We start from the raw sequence: 17,323 nt of genomic DNA, 5'->3' as shown, positions 1-17,323 counted from the left end.
GGCTCAGTGCGGATCGGTGAGTTCCTCGTGTGCGCTGCGCAGCAGGGTCGCGAACGCTTCGGGGTGCTGCATCGGGAAGACGTGGCCGCCGCCGACGTGCCGCAGCCCGGCCCGCGATCCCGCGCTGCGGGCCGTGGCCAGGAAGTCGGCTTCCTCGCGGCGGAAGACGAAGTCCGATCGTCCGTTCACCAGCAGGGTGGGTGAACCGAGACGCGCGGTGATGCGGAGGAAGTCCGCGCGGCGCAGCTCCCGCACGGCCTCGCCGAAGGCCCGGATGGCCAGTCCGCCGGCCAGGGCAGCTTCCGCGCACTCCGCGGGGGCGATACGCCGGAACAGCCGGGCGTCCCGCGCGGCACTGAGGTCGGGTCCCATGAGTTCGTTGAGGCGCGCGGCCGTACGGTAGGCGAGCCCCTTCCAGCCGCGTGGACGCGCCGTGCAGCTGCACAGGACGAGCGCGCCCACGTCCTGCGGGTGTGCCGCGGCGTGGGCCAGCGCCACGTAGCCGCCGAGGGAAAGGCCGGCGACCAGCGGCCGCCGGCCCGTCGCGCCGGCCGCCTCCCGGACCGCGTCGTCGACGGCCCGCACGGCCGAGGCGAGGGTGAACGTACGGTTTTGGAGGGCGCCGTGTCCGGGAAGGTCCGGGGCGCTGACCCGGAAGTCGGGAGCGAGGCGGCGGGCGTGCGGGGTCCACATGGAGGCCGAGAGGCGGATGCCGTGCACCAGCACGATCGGGGGCCTCGTGTCGTCGCCGAGAACCCACAGACCCGGTTGGACGTGGCGTTCGGGACCGGACTTCATGCCGCTCCCCGTCCGGCCGGAACCCGCCAGTGGGCGCCGAACCGGTCCAGTGCGTGGTCGAGTCGCCGGATGGCCTCGGTGTGCCGGGGGCCGGACGGCTCCCGCGCGGCGGAACCGGTCAGGAAGCAGCGGTCGGGGCGGCCCCGCGCGCCCATGGATAGCAGCACGGTCTCCAGGGCCTGATGGGTCGGGTGTCCCTGGGCGGGATCGTGACCCACCACGAGCTGCAGGACGTGCTTGCCCGCGAGGCCGGACCGTGGCATGGCGTCCAGGAACGTTTTGAGCAGGCCTGAGTACGCCGCCTTGTACACCGGGGTCGCGACGACGACGCCGTCGGCGCCGGCGAGCAGCCCGGCCGCCTGCCGCAGGCGGGGGTGGTCCGCGTCCTGGGCCAGCAGCGGCGCGGGGGGAAGATCGCGCAGCGCGAGGTGGACGACGTCGTGGCCCTGTGTCACGAGCCGGGGAACGGCATGGGAGGAGAGCAGGCGCGCGGTGGCGGAGCTCTCTGCGGGACTTCCCGAGATCGTCAGGATCACGGCCATCGGCGATGGTCTCCTTGTCGTGCTGCGGGAGGGACGTGCTACGGAAGGGCCGGTGCGGCGGCCTCGGCCGGCACCAACTCGTGCTCGTGGGCGCGGTGGAAGCCCTTGCGGTCGTACCAGTGGGTGACGCCCAGTCCGAGCAGCAGGGCGCCCGCCGCGTACCCGCCGAGCACGGTCCAGTCCCGTGCCGGCATGCTCGAGCCGCCGAAGAACATGAGGGAGCGCACGCCCTCGACGACGTACCGGGCCGGCAGGAGGTCGCCGAGGGTGTTCAGCGCGCCGGGCAACGCCTCGACGGGGATGGGCCCACCGGACAGCGGGATGCCGGCGAGGGTCAGCAGGACCAGCGCCAGGATCTGGCCGGGCGTGCCGAACACCGCGAACAGGGCCAGGGTGACCAGGGAGACCGCGGCGCAGGCCGCGCCGCAGAAGAGGAGCAGTTCACCGCCCGCCTCGGGGTCGATGCCCGTGCTCCACAGGCCGGTCGCGGCGACGGTGGTGCCCGCGGCGAAGCCCATCACCGTGCCGAGCAGGGCCTTGGCGAGGAAGGTGGACGAGCGGGCGATCCGGATGACGGGGCTGAGCCGCCGCCGGGGGCCGATCTCCAGCGGGAGGTAGCCGAGCCGGGCGTCCACCAGCATCGTGAGCAGGCTGGCGGGCAGCAGGCCGGAGATGAGCAGGGCGACGGCGAAGTAGAGCGGAAGGATCCCGGCCGTGGCTCCGGCCGAGGGGCCTCCGGCCTGCTGTACGGTCTCGGTGACCTGGACCGGGTCGCTGAGCAGGGCGAGGAAACCGGGGCCGGCCGCGACAGGCGGTGCCGCGGTCCTGCCCTGGGTGGCGGCGCCTTCAACGGCCTTCACCGGGGCGGCTTTTCGCGCGCCCGCGGCGGACGCGTCCGCCTGATCGGCGAGCTGGGCGCCGATCCGCTGCGACACCTGTTCCGCCGTGGCGCGCAGCGCCTTCTCCGCCATCGAGGTGGCCATCGCGCCGACGCCCCGCCGCTCGATGATCTGCAGCTGCGGCCGCTGCGTGTCCTTCGCGGCGCCGAGCAGGGACAGGGCGCGCCGGCTGAAGTCGCCGGGGACGACGAGCGCGGCGTAGGCGTCCTGGTCGGTCATGATCCGCCGGGCCGCGGCGCGGTCGGAGACGACCGTCCAGTGGACGCGGCCGTCCCGGTGGGAGGCGGCCACGGCGTTCCGGGTGATCTGCTCGCCGAGACGCACCGTGCCCTGCGGTCCCGGAGCGCCCTGGTCCTCGTCGACGAGCACCAGGGGGAGGGCGCGCAGATGCCCCTCGGGGTCGCCGGCCGGCCCCAGGTAGCTGATCGTCGCGATGGCGGCGAGGAGGGCCCCGAGTACGACCACGATCCAGGATTGCCGCTGTTTCCACACGCTTGTAGCCCGCACGGGAACCACCTTCCTCGAACAGTGTCGGCTTGCGTTGTCTTGGGTCCGCGTGCGTCCGCCGTGGCCTTCGGGCGGTACGTGCGGCATGCCGGGGCTCACCCCGTCCGGACCGGGCCGCCCGGCGACCGGCGGCGGTCCGTCGCGCGGCCGGACGCGGCGGCCGAGCGGGCCAGCCGGGCGAGCAGGGTCGGCACCGTGTCGTCCTGCCAGGGGAAGAAGTGGTCGCCGGGCAGGATCCGCAGGCCCTGCCACCGGGGCGCGTGGGGCTGCCACCGGGCGACCTCGTCCGGCGGGTGGACCGGGTCCCCGTCGCCCGCGAAGGCGTGGAAGGGCACGGTGACGCTCCGGGTGGGCCGGGCGGAGGCCTGACCGAGGAGCCGGAAGTCGGCCTGGAGCGGGCGCAGCAGGAGGGCGCGCATCTGCGGGCTGGCCAACACCTCGGGCGGGGTCGCGCCGAGGCGGGCCACCCGGTCCAGCAGCGCGTCCGGGTCGTTCGCCAGGTGCCGTGCGTAGCCCTGGAGTTCGGGCGGCCCGACGGCCGAGACGGCGAGTGCGTGCGGTGGCGTCCCTCGTGCGCACAGGGCCTGGCACAGCTCGTACGCCAGCAGGCCGCCCATGCTGTGCCCGAACAGGACGAGCGGGACGGCCGGGTCACCGATCCGGGCCAGCAGTTCGCTGACGACCTTGGCGAGGTCGTCCAGCGGTTCCTCGGGCAGCCGGCGGCCGTGCCCGGGCAGCTCCGGTGCGATCAGCTCGCACCCCTCCGGCAGCCCGCCCGCCCAGGGCCGGTAGACATCGGCGGAGCCGCCCGCGTACGGCAGGCAGACGAGTCGGGCGGTCGGACTCATGCGAAGGACTCCCCCGGGTCTGGACGGACCGGGCAGTTCCCCGGCTTCGATCGCAACGCAACGGTGCGTTGCAATCCTAGAGCTGTCACTATCATCGATGCAACACAACGTTGCGTTTCGTTACGTCGCCCCGACCGAACGGGTCCGGGCGGGAGATCCGGAGGACGTCATGACGGCCACCACTCGGCAGGACCGGTCGCAGAGCGGCCCCCGGCGCCGCGACGACATCTTCGCGGCCTGTCTGGACCTGCTCGCGGACCAGGGTTACGACATGCTGACGATCGAGGGGGTCGCCCAGCGCTCCGGCGTCAACAAGACGACCATCTACCGCTGGTGGGCCTCGAAGTCCGAACTGCTCAGGGACGCCCTGATGGACTCGGGCACCTTCGCCTTCGACCTGCCCGACACCGGCAGCCTGGCCGGGGACCTCGCAGGGCTCACCGCCCGCCTCCAGGACCTGCTCGGCGACGAGCGCAAGGCCGCCGTGGTGGAGGCGGCCCTGGTGGGCGCGGTGCGGCATCCGGCGATGCGGGAGCTGGTGATGTCCTTCCTGGACGACCGGCTGGGCCGCCACCAGCCCCTCTTCACCCGTGCGGTGGAACGCGGCGAGCTGCCGCCGGACTTCGACCCCGCGCTCCTGGTGGACGCGCTCGCCGGGGCGCTGTGGATCCGCGTGCTGGTGCGCCGGCGGCCGGTCGCCGCCGACTTCGGCGAGCAGATGGTCAGCCTGCTGCTGGCGGGCGCGGGTGCGGCGTCTGTTCCCGCGCGGCAACCCGGCGGGTGACCTCCGCGAGGTGAGCGAGGACTTCCCGGTAGGAGCGCAGGGCGCCGACCTCGTAGTACGGCAGCGAGACCGCGGCGCAGTGCTCCCGTACCAGCAGCCGGCAGCGGCGCAGGTGCGGGCGCGGCATGCCCGGGAACAGATGGTGCTCGATCTGGTAGTTGAGGCCGCCGTAGAGGAAGTCGTGCACACGCGAGCTGCGGATGTTGCGCGAGGTGAGGACCTGGCGGCTCAGCCAGTCCGGCTCCTCCCCCTGCCGTACCGGCATGCCCTTGTGGTTCGGCGCGAAGACGCACCCGAGATAGGCGCCGAACAGCCCCTGGTGGACGGCGATGAAGGCGAGGCCGGTCAGCGGGGAGAGGACGCCGAACACGGCGGTGAGGTAGCCGGCCGCGTGCACCGCGAGCAGAGCCAGCTCGAGGCGGGGGCGGCGCGGCACCCCGCGCCGGATCGCGATCACCGAGCCCACTCTGAGCCCCACCGCCTCCAGCCCCAGCAGCGGGAAGAACAGCGCCGCCTGATGCCGTATCACGAAGGCCCGCAGCCGCGAGACGCCCTGGGCCTGGGCCGGGGAGAACGCGACGACCCGGCGCAGGATGTCCGGGTCCAGGTCGAGGTGGTTGGGGTGGTTGTGGTGCCGGGTGTGGTGGCTCATCCACCAGCCGTAGCTGAAGCCGAGGGCCAGGTTGCCGTGCAGCAGCCCGAGCGTCTCCATCGCGCGGCGGCCGCGGATGACCTGCCCGTGACCCACGTCGTGGCCGAGCAGGCCGGTCTGCCCGTAGGCGAAGGCCAGCAGGGCGGCGGTGGCCAGTTGCCACCAGGAGTCGCCGAGCAGCGCGAACACCGCCCATGAGGCCCCGAACAACGTCGTGTTCATCGCGAACTTCGCCGCGTAGTAGCCGGTGCACGGGCGCAGCAGACCGGCCGCCCGCACCCGCTCCTGGAGCGGCGCGAAGGAGTTGCCGCCGATGGGTGCCGTGCCGCCGACGGGTGCGCCCGGGCCCGGGGGCCCGGCCGACGCGGCGGTCGGGGAGCCCGGGGAAGCGGTGTCCGGAACGCTCATGTCAACTCTGCCTCTCTGCCGGGAAGCCGGCGGGTTTCGTCAGGGTGCGGCCGCGGAACCCGCGGCGCCGAGCCCGCTTCCGGGAGCCGGTCTCAGCGCTCGGCGTCGTCCTTGATGCGCCGCAGGGTGGCGCGCATGCCGGACCGGTTGGCCTCCGCCCGCTCGGCGGGAGGCGTTCCGGTGAACACGCGGCCGAGGAGTTCGGCGACCCGGGAGCCCGGCCCGGTGCGCAGGTCCCGCCAGTACTCGGTGACCCGGGTGGCGGACTCCCCCGCCGGCTCCAGCCGGTACCCCCACAGCGCGACCGGCAGGCCGAAGGTGGTGACCCGGAAGGCGAACTCCGCGGGCTCGTCGGCGACGACGACCCGGCACGTGGTGAACCAGACCAGCGGGCCCTTGCGGTTGAAGCCGACGAAGCGCGTCCCCCTGCCCGCGGCGGCCGTGCCGCACCAGACGGCGAAGCACTCCGGGCTCCACCGCCCCATGTTCTTCACCCGGGAAATCGCGGTGTACAGCTCTTTTCGTCCCGCGTTCACGAGAATGCTTTCCTCGATCTGCCAAAGCCGTTTCACAGAATACACTCCCGGACAGCACCCGACGGCGACAAACGGTCGCGACCATAACCGCGCCCGCCGGGCCGTGTCCAGCGCCGTCGGGGGCGTCCGAGCGGAATGGTTCAATCCTCTATTTCCGACCCTTCCGCAGGAATGCAGTTCACACGTTTGTCACTTGACACCCCGGGCTCGCCTGGACATGCTGGAACGAGTCGGATCGTTCTGAGTGCGGAGCGCGTCAGCGTCGACGCCTCCCTCGGAGCCCGACGACCAGCACTTCACGGGGGTTCCACACAGCGGCGTCGGCCAGTCCGACCGCCGTGTCGACCCCTGCGGTCTAGCCAGGGGGATGTAAATGAGCAAGATCGCCAGCATGGTGGGCACCACCATCTGTGACATCGCCTCGGTCTTCCAGCTGCTCTGGAACAGTTGGGACCGAGCCGGCCGATGACGCCGTTCCGCGACACGCACGCGGATTCTCACAACAAACCCACCTCGCGCCATTCAAACGGTGTGGCAGCGGCACGCCAACCGGAACCCACCACCATGTCGAACATCTTTCACATGGTGCTTCGCGAGATGGAAACGAGAATTCCGCGTCCGAGCTTTTCCATGTCTTCTCACGGTCTTCAGAAAGGTCGGTCAGGTGAGTCATCTGCTTGAAAAGTGCGCGTCCTACACACGAGCACGCGACGCGCGGAACGCGGGCCTGTACCCCTACTTCCTGAACTTCGACGGACGCGACGCCGGCACCGCCCGGCTGGCCGGCGGACACGAAGTGGTCATGTGCGGTTCCAACGACTACCTGGGGCTGAGCACGGACCCCCGGGTGGCCGACGCCGCGGCCGAGGCCGCGCACCGCTACGGGGCCGGCTGCACCGGCTCCCGCTTCCTCAACGGCAACCTCGACCTGCACGACCGTCTGGAGGCGGAACTCGCCGAGTTCTTCGGGAAGGAGGCCGCGCTGGTCCTCACCACCGGTTACCAGGCCAACCTCGGCGCGATAGGCGGCCTCTGCGGACCCGGCGACCTGATACTCATCGACAAGGACGCGCACGCCTCTCTCATCGACGCCGCCCGGCTCAGCCGCGCCAAGGTCGCCTGGTTCGAGCACAACGACGCCGACGACCTCGCCGACAAACTGGCCCGTCTGCCGCGGCGCGGCGGAGCGCTCGTCGTCGTGGACGGCGTCTACAGCATGGAGGGCGACCTCTGCCCGCTGCCCGCGCTGGTCGAGGTGTGCCGCCGGTTCGACGCCACCCTGCTGGTCGACGACGCGCACGGCGCGGGCGTCCTCGACAAGGGCCGCGGCACCTCCTCGCACTTCGGCCTCACCGACGAGGTGCCCCTGATCACCCTCACCTTCTCCAAGGCGTTCGGCTCCATCGGCGGCGCGATCCTCGGTGACGCCGTCGTCATCGACTACCTGCGCCACCACGCGCGTCCCCTGATGTTCTCGGCCAGCGCGAGCCCCGCCAACACGGCCGCCGCCCTGGAATCCCTGCGCATCCTGCGCGAGGAGCCCTGGCGGTGCACGACGGTCGCGGAGAACGCCGCGTACATGCGCCGCGAACTCACCGCGCTCGGCTACCGCGTCGGCTCCGGCATCACCCCGATCGTCCCGGTCGACACGGGCGACGACCTCAGCACCCTGCGCGCCTGGGACCTCCTCGTGGAGGAGGGGGTGTACGTCAACGCCGTACTGCCGCCGGCCGCCTCCCCGCGGCTGCGCACGAGCTACACGGCGGTGCAGACCGAGGAGCAACTGAACCGCGCCGTCGCGGGCTTCGCCGCCGTACGCGACCGGGTCCTCGCGCTGCCGGCCGCGGCCTGAGCGCGTCCACGCAGACAGGAGCCACCGCCATGCCCACCGCACTCGTCACCGGAGCCTCCGCGGGCCTCGGACGCGCCTTCGCCAAGGTCCTGGCCGAACAGGGCTACGACCTGATCCTGGTCGCCCGCTCCGAGAGCGACCTGAAGGAGCGCGCCGAGGACCTGTACCGCGCCTACGGCACCGACACGGAGGTCCTTCCCGCCGACCTGACCACCGACGACGGCTGTGCCGCCGTCACCTCGCGCATCAGGACCGGACCGCCGGTCGACCTGCTCGTCAACAACGCGGGCATCGGCCACGAGCGGCCCTTCCTCGACACCGGCGCCGCCGCCGAGGAGCGCCTCCTCGACCTCAACGTCCGCGCCGTGCTGCGGCTGACCGACGCCGCGCTGTCCGTCATGACCGCGCGCGGCTCGGGGAGCGTGCTGAACGTGGCCAGCGTCGCGGGCCTCGGCCCCGCCTGGCTCAGCTCCACCTACCCCGCGAGCAAGGCGTGGATCATCGCCTTCACCGAGTCACTGGGCGCCTCGCACCAGGTCAAGTCCGCGGGCGTCCGGATGACGGCCCTGCTGCCCGGTTACACCCGCACCGAGTTCCACCAGCGCGCCGGCATCCCCACCACCTTCCCGCCGCCCTGGCTGTGGCTCGACGCCGAGCGGGTCGTCCGCAGAGGCCTGCGCGACCTGGCGGCCGGGCGCGTCCTCAGCGTCCCGAGCCTGCGCTACAAGGTCGCCGGCTGGGGTCTGCGGCACCTGCCGCGCCCGGTCTCCCGGCTGGTCGCCTGGGACCTCAGCGCACCGGCCCACAGCTGATCCCCGAGTCAACTCGAAGAACAGCCCGAAAAGGGGAATCCCCGCATGACTGAGAGTGTGCCGGCCCGTCCGGCCACCCCGGCCCAGCTGAAGCTCCACACCCACGCACAGCTCTTTACCGACGACGCGGCGTTCAACCTCAGCGGCGCCTACCGCATCACGGGGGCACCGGAGAAGCCGGACACCGACCGGCTGCGGGCCGCGCTGTCCCGGCTCAGCGTCTCCATCCGCGCCATCAACACCTCGTTCGACCAGCGCGGCAACACCGTGCTGGCGGTGGACCGGCCGCCGCGCTACCCGGTGCCGCAGGACGTCCCGCTGATCCGGCTGCCCGGCGACTCCCGCGCGGAGGTCGCCGCCCGGCTGGCACGGGAAGCCGACACCCCGCTGCCGCCGGACGCGCCCGAGCAGTACGCGTTCGCCGTCTACGAGGACGACCACGCCGTCTACCTCACGCTCCTGTTCTCGCACCTCGTCTTCGACGGGTACTCGTACTACAACTTCGTCGCGGAACTGGAGCGGCTGTACGCCGACCCGGCGGCCGAACTGCCCGAGTCGGTCCACGACGACCCCTCGGCCCTGGTCGCACCGGCACCGCCGCGGCCGGAGGCGGTGGCGCACTTCGCCGCGCAGCTCGGCCATCTCACGACCTTCGCCGACGACCGGCTGCTCGGCCAGCGCAGCCCGGGCGGCGCGCTCGAGGGCGAGGAGCGCCGGCTCCGGCTGGACGCCGCGGCCAGCGACCGTGTCCGGGCGCTCGCCGGGGAACTCGGCTGCACGCCGTTCTCGTTCTTCCTCGCCGCCCATCTCGTCACCCTCAGCCGCTGCACCGGCGGCAGGCGGCTGGTCACCGGGCTGCCCCTGGCGGGACGTCGCGGGGTCCGGCAGCGCCGGGCGTTCGGCTACTTCGTCAACACGCTGCCACTCGCCGTCGACCTCACCGCCTTCGAGACCTTCGCGGACCTGTGCCGTGAGGTGCAGTCCCTGACCACGGGCATGCTGCGGCACCAGGACTTCGACCTCGCGGCCTCGGCGCGCGAGGTGTGCCCGAGAATCACCGGCGGCCTGCTGAGCGCCGACACCAGCTTCACCTACTACAAGCAGCCGCTGCAGATCCGGCTCGACGGCTTCACCGTGGAGCAGCTGGACCAGCCCCGCAGGCTCGTGAAGTACCCGCTGTCGGTGAACGTCGAGGACTTCGGCTCGACGTTCACGCTGAACGTGGAGTGCTCGCACGAGCAGTGGGCCACGGATCCGCTCGCCGTGATGCGCACCGTCATCGACGCGGTCGGCGCGGACCCGCACCGGACCGTCCGCTCCATCCCGGCGCTCGCGCCGGAGGCGGAGCGACGCGTCCACCGCCTCGTCAACCCGCAGGCCGGCCGCCCCGCGTACCCGGTGGAGCCGTCTCTGGCGGCGTGGTTCCGGCAGACCGCCCGGAGCCACCCCGGCCGCACGGCCGTCAGCTCCGGCGAGGACAGCCTGACCTACGCCGAACTGGACCGCCGGTCCGACACGGTCGCCGCGCGGCTCGCCGAGCGGGCCGCGGGACGGCACGTGGGCATCGCGATGCGGCGCGGCGTCGACCTGGTGACCGTGATCCTCGGCGTCCTCAAGGCGGGGCGGACGTACGTGCCTCTGGACCCGTCGTCACCCGGCGCCCGGATCGGGCAGATCCTGCGCAGCTTCCCCGACGGGCTGCCGCTGGTGGAGGACGAGGCACGCTGGCCCGACGCGGGCGGCGCCCGGGTGCGCGCCGGCGATCTGCTGGCGCCGGGCGAGCGGCCGGCCCCCGCCGTGCCGGAGGACCCGGACGCGGACGCCTACGTCATCTTCACCTCGGGCTCGACGGGGCGCCCCAAGGGCGTTCAGGTCACGCACCGCAACGTGATGCGGCTGATGCGCTCCACCGAGGAGCTGTTCGGCTTCGGTCCCCAGGACGTGTGGAGCCTGTTCCACTCGTACGCGTTCGACTTCTCCGTCTGGGAGATCTTCGGGGCCCTGCTGTACGGCGGCCGGCTCGCCGTCGTACCGGAGACCACCGCCAAGTCCCCGGACGCCTTCCGTGACTTCCTCGTCCGCGAGCAGGTCACCGTGCTTAACCAGACGCCGTCGGCGTTCGGCCAGCTGCTGAAGGTGCTCGGCCCGGAGCACCGCGACGCGCACGCCCTGCGCTACGTCGTGTTCGGCGGCGAGGCACTGCGCTACGCGGCCCTGCGGCCCTGGTTCGAGGCGATGGGCGACAGGACCCGGCTGGTCAACATGTACGGCATCACCGAGACGACCGTGCACGTCACCTTCCGTCCCGTCACGGCCGCCGACGCCCATCAGGAGACCGCGTCGGCCATCGGGCGCCCGCTGCCCGACCTCACGGTGCGGGTCGTGGACGCCGACGGGCACCTCTGCCCGCCCGGCGTGCCCGGCGAGATGATCGTCGGCGGCGCCGGTGTCACCCGGGGCTACCTGGAGCGTCCGGAGCTGACCGCCGAACGGTTCCCGGAGCAGGACGGCTCGGTGGTCTACCGCTCGGGAGACCTGGGCCTGGTTCGGCCCGACGGCGGCCTGGTCCATCTGGGCCGCATCGACCAGCAGGTGCAACTGCGCGGTTTCCGGATCGAGCTGGGCGAGATCGAGTCGGCCCTGCTGTCGGTCCCCGGTGTCGCCGAGTGCGCGGTGCGGCTCGACGAGCGGGACGCCGAGCACCCGGCGCTGGTCGCCTTCGTCGCCGGGCCCGCGGTGCCCGCCGACGGCGCGGTCCGCGAGCGGCTGCGGACGCTGCTGCCGCCGTACATGGTGCCGGCCGCCTTCGTCCGGACGGCCGGACTGCCGCTGACCGTCAACGGCAAGGTCGACACGAAGGCACTGCCCTGGCCCGACCTGGACGGGGATCCGGCGGAGCGTCCGGCCGCCGCGGCCGGACCGGAGACCGGGTCCACCGCCGAGGCGGTGGGGGAGGTCTGGCGGCAGGTGCTGCCGGCGGGGACGGCCTTCGGCCCGGACGACAACTTCTTCGACGTCGGCGGCTCCTCGATGCACGTGGTCGAGATGCACCGGCTGCTGCAGTCGCGGCTGGCCGTCGACAGCCTCGAAATGATCGAACTGTTCACCCACACCACACCGCGCAAACTCGCCGCACACATAGATGCCATACGGGGGGCCTCTCATGTCTGACCTGACCGAGACGCAGACGACACCGATAGCCGTGGTCGGCATGGCCGGCCGGTTCCCGGGCGCCGGTTCCGTCGCCGAACTGTGGGAGATGCTGGTGCGCGGGGCGGAGGCCGTGCACCGCTTCTCCCCCGAGGAACTCGCCTCGGCCGGCGTTCCCGCCGACGTGGCGGACGCGCCCGGTTACGTGCCGTACGGCGCCGACCTCGCGGACGCCGACCGCTTCGACGCCGACTTCTTCGGCGTCACCCCGCGCGACGCGCGGATCATGGACCCGCAGCACCGCGTGTTCCTGACCTGCGCCTGGCAGGCCCTGGAGGACGCGGGGCTCGCCCCCGACGCCCAGGACAACGTCGGCGTGTACGCGGCGAGCAGCCTGAGCACCTACCTGCTGTACCACGTGCTGCGCTCCGCGGAGCACGCCGGGAGCGCCCTCACGTATCCCGTCCTGCTCGGCAACGACAAGGACTTCCTGGCCACCCGCGTCGCCTACAAGCTCGGGCTGCACGGTCCCGCCCTCACGGTGCAGACCGCCTGCTCCAGTTCGCTGACGGCGGTGCACCTGGCGTGCCGGGCGCTGGCCTCCGGCGAGGTGGACGCGGCGCTGGCGGGCGGGGTGAGCATCACGGTGCCCCAGACCGCGGGCTACGACTACCAGGAGGGCGGGATCCTCTCCCGCGACGGGCACTGCCGGGTCTTCGACGCGGAGTCCTCCGGCACGGTGAAGGGCAACGGCGCCGGCGTCGTCGTCCTCAAGCGGCTGGCCGACGCCGAGCGCGACGGCGATCGCGTGTACGCCGTCGTCCGGGGCAGCGCCGTGAACAACGACGGCGCCGACAAGATCGGGTTCACCGCTCCCGGCACCGCCGGACAGCGGGAGGTCATCCGCCGCGCCCTCACGGCCTCCGGGGTGCCGGCGGGCGACATCGGCTACGTCGAGACCCACGGCACCGGAACCACCGTCGGCGACCCGCTGGAGCTGAGCTCGCTCGCCGCCGCCCACCGGGACGCCGGCGGCGCCGCGGACGGCTGCCTCATCGGCAGCCTCAAGGCGAACCTCGGACACCTGGACGCGGCCGCCGGAGTGACCGGGCTGATCAAGGCGGCTCTCGCCCTGTACCACCAGACCGTCCCGCCGCAGATCAACCTCGACCGGCCGAACCCGCTCCTCCAGCTCGACCGGACGCCGTACGACGTGCCACGGTCCGCCGTGGAGTTCACCGACGAGCCGCTGCGGGCCACCGCGGTCAGCTCGTTCGGCATCGGCGGCACCAACGCGCACTGCGTCCTGGCGCGGGCCCCGCAGCCCGGAGCGCGCCCGGCCGGCGCCCCGGCCGGCCCGTTCCCCGTCGTGCTCTCCGCGAAGGACGAGGACGCCCTGCGCGCCCTGGCCCGCGCGCTGCGCGAGCACCTCGCCGGTGCGCCCGGCACCGACCCGGCCGACGTGGCGTACACCCTGTTCACCGGTCGTTCCCGGTTCGCGACGCGGCACGCCTTCGTGGCCGCGGACCTCGACGGGATGGTCGCCGGCCTGGACGCGCTGTTCGACGGCGCCCCCAACGGCGAGCTGCCCGAGGCCACCACGTGGCCCTTGGCGCCCGCCCGCAAGATCTCCCTGCCGGGTCACCCCCTGCGGGAGGAACGCCACTGGCTCGAGCCGGACATCGCCCGGCCCGAGCCGGAGCGGCAGCCCACCGGGCAGCCGCACGGCGTTCGGCCGCCGGCCCCCGTACTCCCCCGGGCGGGGGCCGGCGAGGGGCTCGGCGACGAGGTGCTGCAGGAGGTCCTCCCCATCCTCCGCGAGCACCTCGGCGTCGACTCGCTCGCGCCCGACGACGACTTCCACGAGCTGGGCGGCGACTCCCTGCTGGCCGTGGAGGTGGTCAGCACCTTCCGCACGGCGTTCGGCGTCACCGTGGAGCTGGACGCCCTCGGCCGCACCGCGCGGCAGATGGCCGACGCCGTCCGGGCCGCCCGGACCGGCGCCCGCGGCAGCGGGGTGATCACCGTCCGCGAGGGCGAGGGGACCCCGGTCTTCCTGGTGCACCCCGCGGGCGGCACCAACCTCGTGTACTCCACGCTCGCCCGGCACTCGCGCTCGACGGCGCCGCTCATGGCGCTGTCCTTCCCGTCCGCCGAGGAAGGCCGGCCGGAGACCCTGCGCGAGCTGGCGGCGCGGTACCTGGAGCGGGTGCGCTCGGTGCAGCCGTCGGGGCCGTACCGGCTCGGCGGCTACTCCTTCGGCGGCAACGTGGCGCTGGAGATGGCCCTGCAGCTGCAGGCCGCCGGGGAGCGGGTCGAACCGCTGCTGATGCTGGACTCGCACGTTCCCGAGACCTACGTCGGCGGGCGGCTGGACCCCCAGGAGTTCGAGGACGCCTTCGCGGTGCTCGCGCGGCAGACGGCCCTGGTCGACGGCATCGACGTCGCGGTCCTGCGCGAGGAGGGCTTCCTCGACGTGTGGCGCACGAACCACGACTGGCTCAAGTCCTACTATCCGGACCGGCCGTTCGACGGCGACATCCTGCTGCTGCAGGCGGAGGAGCAGGAGCCGGTGGAGCTGCTCGACGCGCTGCGCCTGTCCGTCCGCGACAAGTCCCTGTGGCAGGCGCACATCACCGGCCGGCTGCGGGTGCGCAAGGTGCCCGGACACCACTTCACCATGTTCGACGAGGGCGAGCACATCGCGAGCCTCGCCGCGGCGTTCGACGAGGCGCTGTCCTCGCAGCGGGCCCGGTGACGCGCATGCTCAGCTACGGGTCCTACATCGCGGGCGTGGAACAGCCCGCCCGGCAGTGGGTCTACACCCTGCGCAGTTCGGCGATGCTGCGTGACTTCTTCGGCGCCGTGCGCCTCAAGCGCAGCCTGGAGCGCGGCCGGATCGCCCCCGAGGAAGCGGGCGTGGAGGTGGTCGGGCGCAGCGCGGTGGCCGACCAGGATGACATGGCGGTCGCCCTGCGGCGGGCCGCTGCAGCCGTCGACGAGTGGGCGGCCGTCCCGGCGGCGACCCGCATGCGCGTCGTGGCGGAGTTCCACGCCCTCGTGGCGGAGAAGCACGACGCGCTGGTCGAGCTGATGATCGCCGAGGGGCATCCCCGGTCGCTGGCCCGCTGGGAGGCCGCGGGCATGCTCGCGGCCACCGGGCCGGCCACCCGCGACTTCCTCTCTGGCCAGCTGGAGCACCGGGTGCGCGACGGTGCCCGGGAGCTGCGGGTGCGCCGGGTCGCGGACGGCGTGGTCTGTCTCAACCCCCCGCAGAACGCGACCGTCGCCAACGCGCTGCTCGGCATCTGGGCACTGGCGGCCGGCAACGCGCTGGTCGTCAGGGCGCCCCGGAGCGCACCGCTCGGGGTGATGTACGCGCTGCGCGAGCTGGTGGCGCCCGCGCTGGAGCGGGTGGGGGCGCCGGCGGCCGCGCTGTCGGTGCTGTGCTGCGAGGCCGGCGCCACCCTGCGGCAGTGGCTGGCCAGTCCGCTGGTCGACGACATCATGTACTTCGGCGGCAGCGAGCAGGGCATCGCCTTCGGCGCGGAGTGCGTCGCCGCGGGCAAGAAGCCGGTGCTGGAACTGGCCGGCAACGACGTCTGCGTGGTCTGGCACGACGCCGACCTCGACCTCGCCGCGGAGGCGCTGTCCGAGGCGTTCTACGGTTCCGGGCAGATCTGCATGGTGCCCAACTGCGCGGTCGTCCACCCCCGGGTCGCCGACGAACTGCTCGCCAAGCTGGCGGCACGGGCCGCGGCGATCCGTCCGGGGCCGCCCGAGGAGCCGGGGGCGCTGCTGTCCCCCGTACTGCGCACGGACCGGTTCCACGAGGTGCTGCGCCAGGCCGAGGCGGCGGGCGCCGAGATCGTCTGCGGCGGCCGCCGGCTGGACGTCGACGGACGGCCCGACGAGGTGCGGGGGCTGTTCCTGGAGCCCACGGTGATCCGCGTGGACGGCCTGAAGGGCGCCCGGGACCTGGACGCCGTGCGGCACGAGACGTTCTTCCCGCTGCTGCCGGTGGTGGTGCCCGAGGAGGCCTCCGACGGCGAACTGCTGGCGCAGGTGACGGACTTCGTCAACAGCAACGAGTACGGGCTGCGGAACTCGCTGTGGACGGGCGACGAGGAGACCGCGGAGCGGTTCCTGAGCCGGCTGCGCAACGGCGGCCTGGTGAAGGTGAACGACTCGCACATCGGGTTCCTGCCCGTGCTGCCGACCCACGGGGGCACCGGCCTGACCGGCGGCCCCGGCGGCGAGGCCAACTATCCGCTGCTGCGCACGTCCCACCTTCAGGGCGTCAGCGTGGCCCGGGGTGTGCGGCCGTCCGAGGCGGTCTTCGGCGGTCCCGCCGCCCCGGGCGGTCCGGTCGAGAAGAACGAGGGGGTTCAGGTCTGATGCGCGGCATGGACAGGGCACGCGAGGCGTGCGAGGAGCTGTTGCCCGGACTCGCTCCGGCGCTGGCGGACGTACCGCTGCCGGAGCTGGAGTCGCCCGGCGGGCCGGGGCTCGACGCGTTCCGCAAGAGCGGCGGTCCGGGACTGCTGGTGCCCGCCGCGTACGGCGGGGCGGGCGCGGGCGCGCTCCGGGCGGCGCGGGTCACCCGGGCGATCGGCGCGCTGTCCCCCTCTCTGGGGGTGGCGACCGCGATGCACAACTTCTCGGTGGCGAGTCTGGTGGCGCTGGTCGCCTCCGCGGACGCCTCCGGCCTCGAGTGGATGCTGATCGAGGGCATCGCCCGGGACCGGCTGCTGGTGGCCTCCGCGTTCGCCGAGGGACGCGCGGGAGCCGGCACCCTGGACGCGGCGGTCTCGGCGCGGGCGACCGAGGGCGGGTACCTCGTCAACGGCAGCAAGAAGCCGTGCAGCCTGTCGAGGTCGATGAACCTGATCACCGCGAGCGTCTCGCTGCCCGGTGCGGACGGCGGCAGGGAGCTCGGGGTGGCGCTGGTGCCCGCCGACTCGCCGGGCATCACCCGGCGGCCGTTCTGGAACGCCCCGTTCCTCGCGGGCGCCGAGAGCGACGAGGTCGTCCTGGAGGACGTCCTCGTGCCCGCGGAGCTGATGCTGCGTCCGCAGGTGGAGCTCGGCACCGGTCTTGACACCCTGCAGACGGTCGGATTCGTGTGGTTCGAGCTGCTGGTCAGCAGCGTGTACACCGGAGCGGTGGCCCGGCTCGCGGAAAGCGCGCTGGACGCCGGCCGGGGCAGCGCCACCGACCGGGCCGCCGTGGTGACGAGCGTGGAGGCGGCGATCGCGCTGACCGAGAACGCGGCGCGGATCGTGGACGAGGGCCAGGTCGGCAACGACGAGCTGGCGACGGTGCTCACGGCCCGCTACGCGGTGCAGGAACTGCTGGTCACGGCGGCGGACCGGGCCGCGGAGCTGCTCGGCGGCCTGGCCTTCGCGACGTCCGTGGACACCGGGCACCTGCTGGCGGTCAGCCGCGCCCTGGCGTTCCACCCGCCCTCCCGCGGGGCCATGGCGGACTCCCTGCTGGAGCACCATGCCGGCGCACCGCTGCGGGTGGTGTGAC

General features: G+C 73.2%; 13 protein-coding genes. 7 read left to right on the top strand and 6 right to left on the bottom strand.

The annotated features are described in order from the left end of the window. Positions 1-3 precede the first annotated feature (3 nt). The 4 genes from ACFYU0_RS04860 to ACFYU0_RS04845 all read right to left on the bottom strand — a co-directional run bounded on the left by ACFYU0_RS04860 (position 4) and on the right by ACFYU0_RS04845 (position 3,594). On the bottom strand, positions 4-798 hold the full coding sequence (locus ACFYU0_RS04860) for an alpha/beta fold hydrolase (protein ID WP_389297781.1): 795 nt from the start codon (positions 796-798) through the stop codon (positions 4-6). After that, complete coding sequence (locus ACFYU0_RS04855) at positions 795-1,340, bottom strand: NAD(P)H-dependent oxidoreductase (RefSeq protein ID WP_351663541.1); 546 nt, start codon at positions 1,338-1,340, stop codon at positions 795-797. The genes ACFYU0_RS04860 and ACFYU0_RS04855 overlap by 4 nt, the downstream gene beginning before the upstream one ends. A 38-nt stretch (positions 1,341-1,378) precedes the next feature. After that, positions 1,379-2,746, bottom strand: coding sequence for a YhgE/Pip domain-containing protein (locus ACFYU0_RS04850; RefSeq protein WP_389297779.1), 1,368 nt, complete (start codon positions 2,744-2,746; stop codon positions 1,379-1,381). Positions 2,747-2,841: 95 nt separating this feature from the next. After that, positions 2,842-3,594, bottom strand: coding sequence for a thioesterase II family protein (locus ACFYU0_RS04845; protein ID WP_389297778.1), 753 nt, complete (start codon positions 3,592-3,594; stop codon positions 2,842-2,844). A gap of 169 nt (positions 3,595-3,763) precedes the next feature. Between ACFYU0_RS04845 and ACFYU0_RS04840 the strand changes: the two genes are divergently transcribed. Continuing rightward, on the top strand, positions 3,764-4,378 hold the full coding sequence (locus ACFYU0_RS04840) for a TetR/AcrR family transcriptional regulator (protein ID WP_389297776.1): 615 nt from the start codon (positions 3,764-3,766) through the stop codon (positions 4,376-4,378). Here ACFYU0_RS04840 and ACFYU0_RS04835 read toward each other — a convergent pair. Further along, complete coding sequence (locus ACFYU0_RS04835) at positions 4,317-5,438, bottom strand: fatty acid desaturase family protein (protein WP_389297774.1); 1,122 nt, start codon at positions 5,436-5,438, stop codon at positions 4,317-4,319. The genes ACFYU0_RS04840 and ACFYU0_RS04835 overlap by 62 nt on opposite strands. Before the next feature lie 92 nt (positions 5,439-5,530). Then, the gene (locus ACFYU0_RS04830; RefSeq protein WP_351663536.1) at positions 5,531-6,010 is read right to left on the bottom strand and encodes an SRPBCC family protein; all 480 of its coding nucleotides are present in this window, start codon (positions 6,008-6,010) and stop codon (positions 5,531-5,533) included. A 628-nt stretch (positions 6,011-6,638) separates the two neighbouring features. Here ACFYU0_RS04830 and ACFYU0_RS04825 point away from each other — a divergent pair. From ACFYU0_RS04825 to ACFYU0_RS04800, 6 genes are read left to right on the top strand one after another with little or no spacing between them, the layout of a single operon-like run. Beyond that, positions 6,639-7,826, top strand: coding sequence for a pyridoxal phosphate-dependent aminotransferase family protein (locus ACFYU0_RS04825; protein ID WP_351663535.1), 1,188 nt, complete (start codon positions 6,639-6,641; stop codon positions 7,824-7,826). Positions 7,827-7,855: 29 nt separating this feature from the next. Next, positions 7,856-8,638 (top strand): SDR family NAD(P)-dependent oxidoreductase, encoded by a 783-nt coding sequence (locus ACFYU0_RS04820; protein ID WP_389297772.1) that lies wholly within the window; start codon positions 7,856-7,858, stop codon positions 8,636-8,638. 45 nt (positions 8,639-8,683) lie between these two features. Continuing rightward, on the top strand, positions 8,684-11,809 hold the full coding sequence (locus ACFYU0_RS04815; RefSeq protein WP_389297770.1) for an amino acid adenylation domain-containing protein: 3,126 nt from the start codon (positions 8,684-8,686) through the stop codon (positions 11,807-11,809). Beyond that, the gene (locus ACFYU0_RS04810; protein ID WP_389297769.1) at positions 11,802-14,546 is read left to right on the top strand and encodes a beta-ketoacyl synthase N-terminal-like domain-containing protein; all 2,745 of its coding nucleotides are present in this window, start codon (positions 11,802-11,804) and stop codon (positions 14,544-14,546) included. The genes ACFYU0_RS04815 and ACFYU0_RS04810 overlap by 8 nt, the downstream gene beginning before the upstream one ends. Before the next feature lie 5 nt (positions 14,547-14,551). Further along, positions 14,552-16,186 (top strand): aldehyde dehydrogenase family protein, encoded by a 1,635-nt coding sequence (locus ACFYU0_RS04805; protein WP_389297768.1) that lies wholly within the window; start codon positions 14,552-14,554, stop codon positions 16,184-16,186. 8 nt (positions 16,187-16,194) lie between these two features. Then, the gene (locus tag ACFYU0_RS04800) at positions 16,195-17,322 is read left to right on the top strand and encodes an acyl-CoA dehydrogenase family protein (RefSeq protein WP_351663530.1); all 1,128 of its coding nucleotides are present in this window, start codon (positions 16,195-16,197) and stop codon (positions 17,320-17,322) included. Position 17,323: the final 1 nt, after the last annotated feature.

Source organism: Streptomyces sp. NPDC003720, assembly GCF_042875075.1.
Classification (GTDB): domain Bacteria; phylum Actinomycetota; class Actinomycetes; order Streptomycetales; family Streptomycetaceae; genus Streptomyces.
This window is presented reverse-complemented; position numbering and strand designations above follow the sequence as displayed.

What these genes read in the sequence shown, in the direction of transcription:
- ACFYU0_RS04860 (WP_389297781.1), bottom strand. Translation starts at nt 798, where the DNA reads ATGAAGTCCGGTCCCGAACGCCACGTCCAACCGGGTCTGTGGGTTCTC.
- ACFYU0_RS04855 (WP_351663541.1), bottom strand. Translation starts at nt 1,340, where the DNA reads ATGGCCGTGATCCTGACGATCTCGGGAAGTCCCGCAGAGAGCTCCGCC.
- ACFYU0_RS04845 (WP_389297778.1), bottom strand. Translation starts at nt 3,594, where the DNA reads ATGAGTCCGACCGCCCGACTCGTCTGCCTGCCGTACGCGGGCGGCTCC.
- ACFYU0_RS04840 (WP_389297776.1), top strand. Translation starts at nt 3,764, where the DNA reads ATGACGGCCACCACTCGGCAGGACCGGTCGCAGAGCGGCCCCCGGCGC.
- ACFYU0_RS04835 (WP_389297774.1), bottom strand. Translation starts at nt 5,438, where the DNA reads ATGAGCGTTCCGGACACCGCTTCCCCGGGCTCCCCGACCGCCGCGTCG.
- ACFYU0_RS04820 (WP_389297772.1), top strand. Translation starts at nt 7,856, where the DNA reads ATGCCCACCGCACTCGTCACCGGAGCCTCCGCGGGCCTCGGACGCGCC.
- ACFYU0_RS04815 (WP_389297770.1), top strand. Translation starts at nt 8,684, where the DNA reads ATGACTGAGAGTGTGCCGGCCCGTCCGGCCACCCCGGCCCAGCTGAAG.
- ACFYU0_RS04810 (WP_389297769.1), top strand. Translation starts at nt 11,802, where the DNA reads ATGTCTGACCTGACCGAGACGCAGACGACACCGATAGCCGTGGTCGGC.
- ACFYU0_RS04805 (WP_389297768.1), top strand. Translation starts at nt 14,552, where the DNA reads ATGCTCAGCTACGGGTCCTACATCGCGGGCGTGGAACAGCCCGCCCGG.
- ACFYU0_RS04800 (WP_351663530.1), top strand. Translation starts at nt 16,195, where the DNA reads ATGGACAGGGCACGCGAGGCGTGCGAGGAGCTGTTGCCCGGACTCGCT.